7 protein-coding genes and 2 pseudogenes are annotated in these 15835 nt (G+C 41.9%); 1 reads left to right on the top strand and 8 read right to left on the bottom strand.

The window, feature by feature from the left end:
• Nucleotides 1–175: 175 nt before the first annotated feature.
• Nucleotides 176–385, bottom strand: coding sequence for a hypothetical protein (locus H6G76_RS33750; RefSeq protein ID WP_190710536.1), 210 nt, complete (start codon nucleotides 383–385; stop codon nucleotides 176–178).
• Between the two features lie 289 nt (nucleotides 386–674).
• Between H6G76_RS33750 and H6G76_RS33745 the strand changes: the two genes are divergently transcribed.
• A complete protein-coding gene (locus H6G76_RS33745) occupies nucleotides 675–1364 on the top strand; it encodes a hypothetical protein (RefSeq protein WP_190710535.1) in 690 nt (229 codons plus the stop codon).
• A 118-nt stretch (nucleotides 1365–1482) separates the two neighbouring features.
• On the opposite strand, the gene H6G76_RS33740 is transcribed toward H6G76_RS33745, so the two are convergent.
• The 7 genes and pseudogenes from H6G76_RS33740 to H6G76_RS33710 all read right to left on the bottom strand — a co-directional run bounded on the left by H6G76_RS33740 (nucleotide 1483) and on the right by H6G76_RS33710 (nucleotide 15663).
• Complete coding sequence (locus H6G76_RS33740) at nucleotides 1483–2958, bottom strand: AAA family ATPase (protein WP_190710533.1); 1476 nt, start codon at nucleotides 2956–2958, stop codon at nucleotides 1483–1485.
• A 3-nt stretch (nucleotides 2959–2961) separates the two neighbouring features.
• Nucleotides 2962–3399 carry a DUF1257 domain-containing protein gene (locus H6G76_RS33735; protein WP_190710531.1) on the bottom strand — a complete coding sequence of 146 codons (438 nt, stop codon included), beginning with the start codon at nucleotides 3397–3399 and terminating at the stop codon, nucleotides 2962–2964.
• A gap of 68 nt (nucleotides 3400–3467) precedes the next feature.
• Nucleotides 3468–4135, bottom strand: a pseudogene (locus tag H6G76_RS33730) (hypothetical protein); the annotation flags it as partial.
• Between the two features lie 284 nt (nucleotides 4136–4419).
• The gene (locus H6G76_RS33725) at nucleotides 4420–9699 is read right to left on the bottom strand and encodes an eIF2A-related protein (protein ID WP_190710529.1); all 5280 of its coding nucleotides are present in this window, start codon (nucleotides 9697–9699) and stop codon (nucleotides 4420–4422) included.
• A gap of 101 nt (nucleotides 9700–9800) precedes the next feature.
• The gene (locus H6G76_RS33720) at nucleotides 9801–13358 is read right to left on the bottom strand and encodes a caspase family protein (RefSeq protein WP_242056642.1); all 3558 of its coding nucleotides are present in this window, start codon (nucleotides 13356–13358) and stop codon (nucleotides 9801–9803) included.
• Nucleotides 13359–14642: 1284 nt separating this feature from the next.
• Nucleotides 14643–14948, bottom strand: a pseudogene (locus tag H6G76_RS33715) (type I restriction-modification enzyme R subunit C-terminal domain-containing protein); the annotation flags it as partial.
• A gap of 274 nt (nucleotides 14949–15222) precedes the next feature.
• A complete protein-coding gene (locus tag H6G76_RS33710) occupies nucleotides 15223–15663 on the bottom strand; it encodes a type I restriction-modification enzyme R subunit C-terminal domain-containing protein (protein ID WP_190710539.1) in 441 nt (146 codons plus the stop codon).
• Nucleotides 15664–15835 lie beyond the last annotated feature (172 nt).

The following is a 15835-nucleotide window of genomic DNA, read 5'->3' as shown; positions in this document are numbered from 1 at the left end:
GTACGATTTAGCGATTGCTGTAATGGATGGGATGAAAAATCGTAGCAAAGCAGGTGAATACACACTGGAGCGTTTTATATTTAATTGCACCTAACTACTTATGTTTCCATGATTTTTAGTCCTTAATTAGTAATGAGGTGAATATTTCATCATCTGAAACACCCACCCAAATTAATTATTGATTCCGCAAATAAGGCAGAGCTTCTTGAATTACTTTTTGGTCTTGTCTATTTCTGCCCAAATCCGGTTTGCTTGAATCATCATTAGCAACGACTATAGCGGCTTGTTTCGCTAATTCTTCAGGACAACCTCTCTGGTTTAGTTCTGTTAGTGCAGCCGAATATAATCCTTGATTTTGCACAATTGTCTCCTGAATATTTCTCATAATTTCGATGGCTATCTGCGGAGCATTTTTACTTCAGGGATAACGCTCCGCACGTCTTCTCCCCCGGCACCCATGCCTGTTCCTAATTCCGGCATTCTAGCGACGAGGGACTTCCAAACGCTCTGTAGTTGCACAACTTTAGGCAAAACTAGAGGCGGAGATAAAGCAATATTTTGTAGTATTCCTAGATAGCAAACAGTTTTTTCTAAAGAAATATCAACATAGCAAAATCAGATGAGCGTCTTTAAACGAAGATAGATTCTGAAGCAAGAGAATATTCATTGTCAAAATGAAAAACGCTATCTGGAAGTGGATTTCCATTTGTATTTTATGTACTTTTTTAGCAACTTCATTTCCCACCTTTAGTCAGGCGAAGAGTACACAAAATTTCTTGAGCGACGAAGCTTTCAAACGCCAAACTATCAGAACATTTCCCAATTTTCCCTTAGTATACTTTGGCTCTGGAAGATTTCAGGAGGTCGGCAATCCCCAAAACCAACTGGTGTCCACCTATGAGTTCGATATGAAACAAGGTATCAATCGTGAACTTGCCTACTATATTGATAAGGAAGTTCTCATCTATAACGTGTATGACCTCGACAAGTCAGATGGTCAGAATCCAGATCAAGAGTACTTCATTCAAACAGATCCAAATACTAAAGCTAAAACCTGTACCCTTAACCCCTTCCCACTACCTAATGTCTTTAGTCGTGACTGGTGGTTAGCCAACAATATGATTTACAAGGGTACAACCACTATCAACGGTTTTGCTGCTGATTGCTGGAGGGGCGTTATCCCCAAAACAGAGATAGCCGTTTGGTTCTGCAATCGCGCTGACAAATATCCCCAGTTTGCACCTATTCTCAAGAAAATCGGCAGCTTTGAATTCTACGATCACTACGGCGAATCTAGAGAGGGATTCTACTACCCCAGCAGCTATTTTAAGCTGCCGAAACCTTGCAATGCTAAAAGCTCGTAAAAATCTTAATTTTGTATTCTTCTGCTGAGTTTTTGGACTTTAAATTTTCTTGATTACTACTCAATAATCGAAAATCGGAAGCAAACATTTTACTTCCGACTTTCTTCTCCCATAATATTTAGTTCAAATTCCGAAACCGTGCAGTCTTCAACGATTGAGTTGGTTTATCTGCAATGGCACTAGAAGCCGCCCTTGCAGTCTTCGCCCATTCACGCATCCGCTCGACTGCCGCAGCATCTTGCACCGCTAGTGGTGTAATCGTCTGCCGACAAGCCTCCAGATCACCCAAAGTCACCTGCTGAGGTCTGCCTTCATCAAACGCCAATAGTGCAGCTTCAGCGGCAAGCGTTTCGAGTTCAGCACCGGAGAATTTTGCAGTGTTAGCGGCTACAGCCTCTAGATATTCGTCCTCAATCGCAATCCCAAAGCGATGCAAATGAATGCTGAGGATTTGCGCTCGTTCTGGTTCGGTGGGTGGGTCTACGAAGAAGTTTTCATCAAAACGTCCTTTCCTTTTGAGTTCGGGTGGTAATGCTGAAATGTCGTTGCAGGTGGCGACAACAAACACCCCAGCAGTACACTCAGACATAAAGGTGAGGATAGATCCAAGAATCCTTTGAGAAACCCCAGAAGTGTCACCACTACCAGACAAAGCCTTTTCTATCTCGTCTACCCACAAGACACACGGTGCAATAGCTTCGGCAGTTTTCAAAGCTCGTTTAACGTTGCCCTCAGATTCCCCAACTAGAGAACCCAGAAGGGACGCAATATCAAGCTGGAGTAGTGGTAAATTCAGGATATTGGCGATATTTTTGGCAAGTAATGTTTTTCCTGTACCCGGAACTCCAGCCAGCAGCACACCTTTAGGCTGAGGCAGATGTAACAGCCTTGCCTCTTGTGTAAACAACCGCCGCCGTCGATTCAACCACTCACGTAATAGGTCGAGTCCGCCAAAGGGAATTGTCGCTGGTTTGCCTAGCTCAATACCCATTTGAGAGAGCAGCCGAGTCTTATACTGCACAGCTAATGGTGTCACAGTGGCATCAATAGTAATACCATTGCGACTCAAACGCTCTTTGACAGTTAGCCGTAAGAAGTCGCTGATTTCTTCTAAGGTTAAGCCTAGTGCAGCACGAGCTAAAGATTCTCGTTCAGCAACAGTTAACGATACTGTGAACTTGACTTGCTGTTCTTGTGCCGACTCCCCTAAATACTGCAAGTAAGAATCAAGATGCTCTTGAATCTGCGGGGCGGTGGGCAGTGGCACAGTCACTTTCGCCATCACCATCCGTCGTCCGTAGGCTGGCATTAATTTAGTGGCGTAGAATTTGCCTCCGAGTTGCCGGATAATTTCGTACTCGTCCTGGATCATCTCATACTCAGCACCAGTCCACTTAAAACCCATGTCTGCACGGGCATTGAAGTTGGAGCCAGCAACTACAATCTCTGCACTTTGTCCTTGCGAATCACCGTAGTAACCCGTTAATGGCTGTGGTGAGGAGTAGACCTTGGGTTGAAGTTTCAGATCCTCCAAAGCTTGTACCAAGCACTCGCGGTTGATTAAGCGAGTTCTGACTGTTGAGAAATGCGACATTTGTTATCTCCTAATTGTTACTGTTGGAAGTGACACGCGAACAGTCGTGACCGAACCATTAGTTACGGTTTCTACTACTTCACCTCCCATTTGCAGCGCAAGTTTGGGCAAGTACAAGTTGATATATTCTTGTTGCAGCAAAGGGAGAAACTGTGAGCCTAGCCCAAAATCTCTTTTCGCTAGTCCAAAGCTTTTGTCATAGTCAGAAATGAAACATTCAAAGTCCGTACCGTTCCAGTAAAAACCTAAATCATTGCTGGCATGACTGATTTGATTGCGAGGTACGACAATGTGAGCAGTTTGTTCTCTCTGGTCGCCTCTATAACCATATAAATGTACTGGCTTGTCATGTATCTGGGGATAAAACCCAAACCTCTGCAATGCTTCGACCAAACACGATTGGTCTTTAAATTTGACTTCGATTTTTGAGAAATGTGACATATTTAAAACACCAAAGAATTTTCAATTTTGTGCAATGCAATGAATTATTTTCACTGCATTGCATTTTTCTAACGGAACTTAAACGCGCTCACAGTTGCAACCGTCAGTCCAACGTCAGAACTCGCAAGCTGTTGCAGATTGCGCTGCTCGTCCAGCAATTTAGAACGAATATCGTCCATCTTTTGCTGAAGTTGCGATCGCCCTTCACCACCCAGATTCTTATCAACAATTGCTGGATCATCCACAATCGAATTGAGATGCTCCATCATCGATTGGAGACTACCACCAGCTTCCGGTGACGCATTAGCCAACAGCACTTGTACCTTCTGAAGATGTTTCTGCATCTTCTGTTTGAAGCGCACTGGCTTGCGTCCGGGTTCCCAGTCAGCCAACTCTTCAAGTAACTGTGCAGCTAACTGTTCACCTCCAGCGATCGCTGCTTCCTTCAAACGCTGTTCCAGGTTTTGGTCGTACTGTTGAATGAACTGAGTGATTTGGTTCAAACATTCGGCTTGTTGTTGGTTCAACTGTTCTGATAAAGCCGGGATGATCACGGGGCGACCGATGATAACTTGCAAACAATCCTCTAACTCGCTCAATGTCGGAATGCCCTTAACAGATTAGCCTTAACTTCCGCTTGCTTATCTTGTGGAAGTTCCCAAGTGTTCAACGAGATGAAGTTTTCGATTCGTTGCTGATAATCTTCCAAGCCTTGCTCGTACTCATCCTTAACCCTCATTTGTCACTTTTACCAGAGAATAATCTAGGATAGCTACAGCATAAGGCTTTTATCAAAAAAGCTATATGTGGGAGATTTTATTAGAAAATAAACGCTCAAATGCTTGTTATATATAAAGTTGAAAATTTGGCTCAGTTTTTTCTTTTTGCAGAGTGACAGAACAGGGTTAAGCTCTTCAATTACAAACTGCTTAATTGATAAGGCTTTCCGCTTAACAAGAGTGCCATTCCACCTAGCAACTTTGTTATTAAATGTTTCCCAAACTTCATACTCGTAAATCTTCAATCAAGTTGCCACAATTTAACTATGCTATCGTCAGATGCGGTTACAAACATATTGCCATCAGGACTAAAAGCAACTTTTCTAATGATTGAATTTTGATGCGTTGTCCAAACTGGAGACGGTTGCTGATTGTTCACTTTCCACATTTTAATATCGCCTTTATTATCCCCACTGGCGATTAGCTTACCATCAAGGCTGTAGGCGACGGAATTCAATTCCCCTTGATCAACCTGGAACATATTTTTCATCTGGTAGTCCGGTAAACTCCACGAACGAATCATGCCCACGTTACAACCACTGACGAGTTGCTTGCCATCTGGACTAAAGGCAACACTAAGCACAGGATAAGGTATATGTTCTTTAAATTTATACAAAGGTTTCCCTTGCAAGTTCCACAAGCTAACAATCCCGCTAGCTTCAGCACTAGCCATTTGCTGACCATCCGGGCTAAATTCCAAGTCCCAGACTCGTTTTGGATCGGCTTGCCATTTTCCTAAAAATTTACCATCCAAGTCCCACAAGTGAATAAAGCCGTCATCTCCAGTGCTTGCTAGTTGCGGTTGAGTGGGACTAAATTTGACACTCCTGATCAATTTTTGTTGTCCATCGAATTCTTTCAACAAGTTTCCCTGTAAGTCCCACAAGCGGATTTTGCCACCTGCATCACTGACCAATTTTTGACCATCGGGGCTAAAGTCAATACTCCTGATTGCAGTTTGATTCCCCTTGAATTGCGACAAAAACTTACCTTGAGCATTCCATAAGCGGATAGTTCCATCCTCTCCACTGGTGGCCAAAGTTTGACCATCGGGGCTAAACGCAACACTCCTCACTTGACCCTGATGTCCTTTCAATTCGGAAATCTCTTTCGCAGCTTTAGGATCGAGCGGCGTTACTTCAGCTTTTAGGATAGGACTTTTGGGGTTTGATACTGGAGTTGTTTCACCTGTACTGATTTTCTGCGTTTGTTCTGGCGTTCCAATGCCCTCACAGAGATGGCGATCGCTAATCCGGGAATTTTTCTCTAGATAGCCATGTACCTTTTCGTCAGCCTCTTTCATCAGATTATCAAATGATTCAATCGGCCACAACTTACACAGATCAGTAGTGCTATCTTCTCCTGCGGTAATCAAAACCAAAACCTTATTACTATCTTGGCTAAAACTGACTTTCTTAACTGAACCAGAATACGCTTTCCAGCTTGCAAAAGGCTTATTATCGTGCAAATCCTGCAAGTTCCACAACTGCACCGTGCCATCCTCTCCAGCACTGGCAAGCAAATGCTTATCCACCGGGCTATATGCTACTGAATTTACTTCCTTATAAGTCGATAATAGGGATTCCTGTTCGCCATTGACATTCCACAAGCGAATAGTCCTATCCTCTCCGCCACTAGCAAGTTGATTGCCATCGGGGCTGAACGCCAAGCTTTTGACCGCACCTACATGAACACTTTTCATAGTCATTGAATCCTTCGGATTTGACGATTTGTGCCATTCGACAGTGCCGTCCTTCTTTCCAAAAGCCTGTTGAATGCCATTCTGAATCATCACCCCCTGATTGTCTGTTGGATTCTCCTTCATCGTCACTGCAACTTTCTCCGACTCATTACCCTGCAACTTCCACAAGCGGACACTGCCATCATCTCCAGCACTAGCCAGTGTCTGATGGTCACGACTAAAACTGACGCTTCTGACTGGCCCATGATGCCCTGCAAACTTCTCTAACTCCCAATTTTCCGACTTATTTAAATCCCACAAGCGAACAGTTCCATCCTCACCAGCACTAGCGATAGCGAGTTTCTGTTCATCCGAACTAAATGATATTTCCCAGATTTTGTCTTGATTTGTGGGAATTTCTCTAACCAGCTTTCCATCTCTTGAATCCCATAGACGGATCATGCCATCTTTTCCGGCAGTAGCGAGTTTCTGTCCATCTGGGCTAAAACTGACGCTCGTGACATCTTCTTTAAGGCTATGATCTTTTCTAGTGATATGGAATTTGATGTTTTCATTTTCCTTCCATTGGCTCCCCTCTCGATCCCATAAGCGGATAGTATCATTATCTCCGGTACTAGCCAGTCTTTTACCATCGAGGCTGAATGCAATACTCCAAACATCATGCTTGTCACAAGAGTTGAAAACGCAAAGAGGACTTTCAGGTATCTCAGAAAGATTGTCTAAGTTCCATATCCTGACAGTGCCGTCTGATCCAGTAGTAGCCATCAGCTTACTATTTGGGCTAAAACTAATGTTTTTAACCTCGCCTTGCTTTGTCTTCAATGTTTGCAAGTTTGTCAATTCCTTGTCCTCGTCTTGCACATTCCATACATCGACAGTGCCTTCTGCTCGAGCAGCTGCTAATAGTTGACTGTTTGGACTAAAACGGGCGATTTTGACAGACTCGCAATTATGATTATCAGACTTATCCTTAAACTTAAACTCAATCAGATTCGATTTGCTTAAAGTCTGATTCTGCAAAGCCCAGACACGGATAGGGACATTGCAGTTTTCTCCCGCACTAGCCAGTAGCTTGCCATCAAAGCTAAAACTGGTTCTCACTGTGCCAGGATGATCCGCTTCTGGGCGGTCGAGTTCTCTCACAGTATAAACTGCCCTTAGTAAAGTTCCTCTTACTTGTTCTTGGAGGTTACTGTTAAATGTTAACGGCAGCAATAACTGCACACCTATGTTATTCAGGATCTTGCCTGCCTCTAAACTATCAACCATCCCATCTAAAGATTGGTTCGTTTGTAAGTTTATTTCTGCCGATTCTCTCCTAGTTTTGGCTTCATTAATCCTGGATAATCCAAGCAACCCACTCAATCCCAGTATGACCGCAATTGCAATCTGCCAACGCAAACGAATGTTTCGGTGTTTTTGCTCAACACTTTTCTGCACAAATTCAGCTTCTAATTGGTTAAACCAGTTATTTTGTTCAGATTTTAGTACCAACTTTAAAAAATCAAGAAAAGGACTAGCATTCCAAAGAAAATTTGACTTTTTCTGCTCGTTGTTCCACTTAACAGCAGCAGTAGTCACGTCCCGTTGCAAAGGGAGATTAACCTTTAATTGGATTTCAGCTTTAGAGCGAGCACTTTTACTGCTATTTTCTTTCGATGTTAAAGGCAGAGAGACTTTTCCTAAACTTGCAGTCAACAAATTTTTGATTGGATTCCACCAGCTTACTCGTTCAACGATCTCTTGCTTCTCATCAAGCCAATACTTAATCTTTGTCCATCCAATTATCAACGCATCATGGACGGGTTCTACATATTCTTGACCTTCGATATCCAATCCTTTGACAAGCAAACGTACTTCGTAAAAGTGATCGATTACTGTCTGCACCTGTTGTTTTTTTTGCTCTGGATAAACCAATTCAGATGTTGGTACTTTTCTGCGAGCTAATTCACCGCCATTACTAGCTACCATTCGTAGCATCACATTACGAATAGTTGGCTCGTCAACTTCTTCTACTAACTTGTTATACGTCTTGTCAGCAGTTTGAGTCAGAGAGCGAGTAACCCCACCTATTTCCTGATAATCTGCTTCAGTAATCGTTCGGTCATTCCTTTCTAGATTTTCCTCAGCTTTGAGATACTTTAAATAAAGCTCGCTCAAAGTGAAAGAAAGTAGAGGTAAAGCCCCTGGCATTTGAACAACTTCATCAATCAAATCGTTGACTAACTTAGGAGACTCAAAAAATAATGCCCGTTGTGCAGCAGGTTCTTCGATCGCCTGTTGTAACTCTCCCCTGTCCATCGGAGTCACAACAAACCTCCCATCTTGCCAAACCTTTTGCCAATGGGTTTCTTTAATTGCATCCCTGATTTGAGGTTCAAATTCAGAGCGTAAAGTTAGTACTATTCGCAACTGTTGTTTATAAGTAGTTAATAATTGATCTAATAGATTAATAAAATCTGCACGTTCTTCTTGATTTTGACAAAGAGTCAACAATTCTTCAGTTTGATCAATTACTAACAATAATTTTGAATCGGGAGAAATAAAATTCTCCATTTTATTATAGATAATCTGTTTTTTTTCCTGATAGCTTAAACTCAGAATAGTAGAATAAGCCGAACCCAATTGTGTTAATATTTTGTTCAAAGCACTCAACGGAGACTCACCAGGTCGCATTGGCTCAAGAATGACCCACTTCTGCTGATCAGATTCTAACGCAGGAATTAAACCAGCTTTTACTAAGCTAGATTTCCCTGAGCCTGAATTACCTAACACCACAGTAAGTAGATGATTGCTAACTTTTGAAAGTAAACCTTCTTTGGGATCTTCAATCAGCCTTTTTCTGCCAAAAAATAACTGACTATCCCATTTTTCAAATGAGGCTAAACCTTTATAGGGGTTGGTATTTTCATCCAGCTTCAGGGGTATTAAGTCTTGGGGATTAAAATTGTGAAGAGGAAATAGGTACTCCCCCTTGAGGAAAACATATTCACCTGTTTGTTGGTCATACTTTCGAGGCTGAGAAAGAGCAGGCGTTTGTTCTTCTGCAACTTTTCCCAGTTGATTTTGTAGATAGGCAAAGAGTTCATGGACAGTAATTACCTTATCATCAATAATTGCCTCAATGAATTTATCATTACCTCCATCGGAGTTACCTTGGAGAACTTTTAATAGTAAATAGGCGAAGGGCGAATGTCCATTTTTCTCTCCTCGTTGTCCAAAACGAAATGAATCTTGTGCTTTTTCGTCATGGGCGGCGGAGGTAATTATTTGCTGAGTTTGATATTTAATAAAACGGTCATAACTTTGTTGATACAATTTGCGGGAGCGTGCTGCATTTCTTCCCTTTCCAGCCCAAGAAATTCTGCCAGCAAAGCAGCAGTCTAGAATCATTAATAAATGATGGCAGTCTAAGGCAGTGAAAACTTCGTATAGCTTCTGCATGGACAGCCAGGTATTTCGATTACCATCCTCTGCATCTTGAGGCATGAAATAACCAGCAGGCTTACCCTCTTCACTATCTTGTGCCTCCTCAGCAAATCCGTGACCAGCAAAGTAAAACAATAGGCGATCGCTTGATTCAATTTGGATCGCCTGACTATCAAACTGGATAGTTTTATTTTTAAGATTAGTTACGAGTCGATCAAGTTCTGCTTTAGTTGCTCTTTGATTTAGTAAAAGTAAGACCTCGTAGCCGTAAATAGCCTTGAGAACACTAGCCAGTTGGGCAGCGTCAGAGACAGCATTCTTGAGTTTTGGAATATGGGTATATTGGTCAATGCCAATGACGATCGCTAAACTTCGGTTAATCTTTGCCATAATAGACACCATGTTTGGTAGATAAGGTTACGTAATTTCCCATTTTCTTGATGGTTGATGCCCTTCTTATGCGGTTTTAGGAATCAGAAGGGCAATTGCAACTATGGATGGAGAGCATCTGCTAATGCCTTTAAACCCGCTTCTGTACTGAAATAGGTCAGATGATCGCAAGCAACATTTGGTAGAACTTTTGGACTCGGTGTGCGATCGCCACTCACACTTTTAATGCTGGCTAGGTGAACCGCAATATCGTTAGGTTCTCCCCCAAACACCAAACCATCAACCACCTTATTAATGGCTGGAGTAAAAAGTTTTGCCATTAATCGCCGTAAGCGATTCGATTGCTGCTGTAATGTTGGAATCGATCTATCTCCAGCAATAATGGTGTAAGGAATGTGGGGGTCTGGGTTATTAGCGATCGCCTGGAAAAATTCTGAGTCAGGTTGCATTTGGTCAAGCGCATTATCGTTAGCTTCCACAAATTTGAGTGACTTAGCTGCTAAATCAGCCACAACTTTGGCAGGCCAAACCATCTCAGGAATTTGATTAAGACCCCATCCTAAAAGGACAAAAGCCATATCCTGAACTGCTGGCCAAGGAGAACCAGCATTGGGAGTTCCCAACATTACTAAATGTTGAACGATTTGATTTCCGCTTTCTTGTTCGATAAACCAGCGAGAAACTAATCCTCCCATTGAGTGGGCGACTATATGCAATTGTTTGCCATGATTCGCTCCTAAACCTACAACTTCCAAACGTTGTTTGAGCAAACGTGCATTTTCTTCAATGGTGGTGCTAATATTTTCGTAATCGAAAGTTAAAACTAGGTCATAAAGTTCCTGTAGCGGATGTAGTTGACCATTCACCTCTAATTTTGCCTGTTGAACGCTACCAACTATACTTGCGGTATCGCCAATAATACCGTGAATATAGAGGACAATTTTCTGGGCGGAAGCAACTAGGTTTTTGACTTCTTTTGCATCTTTATTGTAAATAACCTCTATCTTATTGTCTTGTTCCCTCACCTGAGCAGCAGCTAAAATAGGATACTCATAAGAATTTCCTAGTTTTTGACTACGGAGCTTTTTAAAGAAAATTTTGATCGAACCATCCAAGCTCCGGCTACTTGTAGTCGGTTGAGGTAGGCGTTCCAGCTTGATTTCTATTTGCTTTCCTTTCTTGACTCCAGCACCGAGAGGCAGGAAAAACTCTCCGTCATAGCTTACAGGTAAGAGATATTCCCCTGAATCTAAGGCTTGGTTAAGCAGTAAAGTTAGAGGTGCATTTTTGGTGACTAAGTTTACATCATTGACAGCAAATAACTCCACAGCACTGAGTCCTGAATTGCTACCGCGACTGGTGGTAAATTGAAACGATTCAATAACGCCTTGTTCATCCCACAGAATGGGTGGTGCAATTAGATTACCGATATCTCGTGTTGTTTGGGAAATAGTGGTCAAGGTTACTTGTGCTTGTAAACTAGGATGGGGTTGCACTTCAACCAAACCATTGAGTAGTTTTGCGCCTTTACCCGGTTGAAGTTGTTCGGCATCCCGTGGCTTGACAATAGTAACTGCCATTTCTTTGGCGATCCAATCGTCATATTTTCTCCCAGCGCGAACAGCATTACGGCTATAGACTCGCTCCATTAAACGGTCGAGACTACTTTCGGATTCTGCTCCTCGCGTTCCTCTCATCGGAGGCTTTAGTCCCTCTTGCACCAGTAAACTAGCATTAAAGTCTGTCTTACTGACAATCAGCTTAAAAATATCTTTGTATTCAGTAATGCCTTGTTCTAAAAATTCATCTGGGATGGAGAGGCTAATATCATCATATCCTGTAACAATTCCTGCTCCCTCTGCTGTTGGAGCTAGAAGCACCACACTACTTCTCTCATCAAAAAAAGGAACTGCTACAGAATAATCTTCTGCTAAATCGATGACATTGGCATACAATTTATTGTTGCTGTGATTAAGCAGCTTGACTTGGATGACTGGCTTTTTCCACTCCCCATCTTCATACTTGTATTCTAGGCGCAATTCCGAACTTGTGGTTAGGGATTTGTCCGACTCTCGATCAGGTTTAATCTCTCCATCTTTTCCTTCATAACCAATAATATTAATCTTCATCTCCACATCTTTGGTCTTAATTTCGCTGCTTTGAGGACTCTTCAAGTTGAGAATATTGCGCCAACGGGCGATCGCTTCTAAAGCTTGAATTGCAACTTTTGCAGCATCTTCGCTATAACCAGGTTGTTTGGGAATAGGCGCAACAACAGGTCGTTCATCTTGACTAATCGAGTATTGCCCATTACGGGCTAGCAAGTTAAAATCAGCCTCTGCGGGGTTTTCAACTTGCTTCACATATAGCGACTTTTGACCAGAATTAGCTGATTCTAAAGCTTTTTTTGCCAAGATTATGCCTGTTTCTTCTGCCAAATTCTCTTGAATGTAAACCTTTAAAGGTGCTAGAGGCAAACTGGTGACAACTGCCCAATAACATTTATTTTTGTCTAAACCCTCTTGACCCTGGATAATTTTGACCTTGCTTTTTTGGGTTAATGCCTGAGTCACTCGTGCTTGTGAAGCATTTGAGACTTGCCTTAACTGTTCAGATGTGCTTCCCACTGGGAATATAGCTAATAAGGTTGTCTCATCAGTAGAAACTGGCTTGGGAATGCCCTGTAATACCCCACCATCAATTTCCCACCCCTGCTCGTTAGGGCGTGTGCTGTAGCTTAAGACAAAGTAAAAAGGACGTTCCGGAATCGCCCCTCCTAAAAAGGATTCTTTTAAGTCTTCTGGGTTAGTTGCTTCAAGTTGAGGCACTTGATCTTGAAATTTTCCCTTAACTAAAGCTTCTATATTCCTAGCCAAATCCAGGTAAGATAAGTTTCCATTAGTTTGCTCTAAGCTTTTGAGGAAAAAGTAAGAAAAAGCCCCTCTGTTTTTACCATCATCTTCTTGATATTCCTTCGCATATTGATCATCTCGACAAGCTGCCAAAAGAATATGTCTTCCCTTAGGCAAATCTAACCCTGTCTTTTTCTTATTAAATTCTGATGAAGTTAGTAGAAGATTTTTAAAAGTTGTGTCCTCGGCAAAAATGAAGCTAGACAAAGCGCGATCTCTCGTATCTTCAGGGGCTAGACGTACTCCTTGAGGGATATTTCGAGTTCCCGAACCTGAGTGACAGGAATCGAGAATCACAATGACACGGGGATTTTTCTTTGCTACTTGAACCAGCAAATACCTAAGTTCTTTATCGGCTAAATCGTGATTCCCCTCAGTACGGCTATCGTAGCAAACTAAAGTTTCATCTAAATGGTCTGGTTCTAAATGCCAGAACTCTTCGGGAGCTTTTTCTTGACCCCCATGTCCTGAATAGTAGAATAGAGCGATATCGTTGCTACCAGCTTGACAAAGATAATTTTGAAAACTATCAATAATTGCCTGACGAGTAGCCTGTTCATTCGTGAGGATTCTGGGTTGTCTCAGTTTCCATTCTCCAGCAATCTGGTTTTTGAGGTAAGTTTCTATTGCTGTAATGTCGTTTACACAACCTTTTAAGGACTTAATTGGTTGGGGATAATTATCGATACCCACAAGCAAAGCGTATAAATTGCGAATCCCAACTTCTGGAGAATTACTAACCATCATGTCACGCCTTCTAATACAATCCTATTTTTGAGCAGATTTTGAAAACACGGAATCACGGCATCCCAATCAGCTAAAATCTCGTTTAAAAAAGCCTTTTACTTGGTATTCTCTCTGATCGACTTATCTAATGATTTTTAAATATTTATGCAGATTTTGTAAAAAGCTTCGGCTTGCTTATAGTTTCATATCAGGAATATTAAACACTGTCAGCCAAGCCTGAATTAAATAGTAAAAATCTAGTGTGGTAAAACTTATTAGAGCAAAAATTCAAACAAGCGTAAATTCGTTGTTATTGACAATACCTTTGCCAAAATAAGAGCCTACAAAAATTTTGGCAAAACTGGCAAAATCATTCATAAATAAGCCTTTAGCTTACAAGATGGATTTGACTCTCAAACCCTTGATGCTATGCGAAATACGCTAAAAAAGCCTTGCGATAAACCTGAAAGTAATTTTTAGGTATTATTGTTTTTGCCTAGCTTCGGAGAAATGGTAGTTTGTACATTAACTTGCTCTCCTAAATTGGCGAAGGTATTGATTAAAAATTTTGGTTTATTTACGCCTGTTTCAATCATTACAAACCTACTCTAGTTTATTTTGCCGTTCTAGGTAAAAATTTTAGGTAGTCGAGAATCTTTCAGGCGTTTGCTATAATGGTCATCCCACTCAGACGAAGCTAGTGACTTTAGCCAAATGGGTGCAATTTTCGGACACAATCCCCCAAAAATGCGCTCAAAGTCTCCATAATTATTAAATAGTAATCGGCTCGTTTGCGGGGCTGCGTAAAGAACGACCAATAAAAGCCGTAATAAAGGTAAATTTTAAAACACCTCAGACAAGCCTAGTTTTATTTAAAAATCTTTCCAGATGCCTCTAATTAGTGTTAATTATGATCAATGTAACAATCTAACGTTTGAAATCAAGTATATACAATAGTCTGATTGATGGTTGAATTGTATAAGTTGATTAAATACTATACAAAACGTAAGGGACTTCCAATTAAAAAATAACCAACCATCGCTCCCTCTAAGCTATTTAATTATCTCTCAAGAAATAAATTAGTTAATGTATCTCCTGTGTGGGCATTACTCATCCCGGCAATGAAGATTTTTTCTCTATAAAACTCAAAAGCCCCTCCTCAACCGCCGTCAAATACGGTCGCATCAACTCTCCCAAGCAAGTACCTTAAAACAGCACGAGAAAACAGCACGAGCAGTTTCCTCCAGCTTCTCATTCTCCCGCAACCGTGTAATGCGATCACCCCCCACAGCCCACCACCAGCCCTCACGCGACCCCAACAGTTTCATTGAAAGAGCGCACAATAGAAACAATCCCGTCAGCATCATCAGCCCCAAAAACTCCGTCTAATCCCTCGTAGTGCAAATCGGTGAATGGTGGCTCATAGAGCAGTCCCGCATCCATCACCCCGTTTTGGGTCAGATAATCAATGATGGTTTCCACAAAGCGAATCTGAGTAGCATTGAAACTACGTCCCTCCAAATATCGCCAAAATGCTTGTTTCGCTGCATTCCTGTCCAAACCAACCAACTGACGAATGAACAGTTTAAGGCTGAGGTTCTTCCCATAGACTTCCTCAAATCTCTCCTAGCTTTCGACTGCTTCGGCGTTGAATTTACTAAAATATAATCAAATTCTTTGGTAGAGATGAGTTAAAGTCGGGACGAGAGAAATTGACTAGCTTCCGAGAAAATGGGAGTTTGTACATCAATTAACTCCTAACTCTCGTAAATTGGCGAAGTATTGATAACTCAAAGTCCGTAGATGAATTCCTCAGTTCATCAACTAAAACTGGAGAGGGCTTTGTTAAAGGTGCGCTCGTTCTCTCACCGCCCACTACCAACCCTCACGCGACCCCAACAGTTTCACTGAAAGACTGCACTATTGAAACAATCCCGTCAGCATCGTCACTTCCAAAAACTCCGTCTAATCCTTCATAGTGCAGATCGGTGAATGGTGGTTCGTAGAGTAAACCTGCATCCATCACACCGTTTTGCGTCAGGTAATCAATGATGGTTTCCACAAAGCGAATCTGAGTAGCGTTGTAACTACTGCCCTCCAAATATTTCCCAAATGCTTCCTTCGCAGCATTTCTGTCCATCCCCACTAACTGACGAATGAACAGCTTGAGATTGAGGTTCTTCCCGCAGACTTCCTCAAATCGCTCTCGGCTTTCAACTGCTTCAGCACTGAACAGCAATTCTTCTAGGGATGCTAAATCAGTATCTGTTAACGGGATATTGCGTTTGAGAGGAGCCAGCGCATAAATCCCTGCTTGATCCGCCAGCTTTCCTTTCCAGCAACTTCGTTACCAACAGCCACTTCGCCTGCGCTCTTATATGCATACGAAAGTAAAATCTTAAGGGGCTACAAAAAGGGCTAGAATGCAGACAGAATAAGTCTCATAGCTCTTTGACCTTGTTGGTAGAAAGGACGCTTATTAGGACTTAATGTCAATA

This window comes from Nostoc sp. FACHB-152 (genome assembly GCF_014697475.1).
GTDB lineage: Bacteria > Cyanobacteriota > Cyanobacteriia > Cyanobacteriales > Nostocaceae > Nostoc_B.
This window is presented reverse-complemented; position numbering and strand designations above follow the sequence as displayed.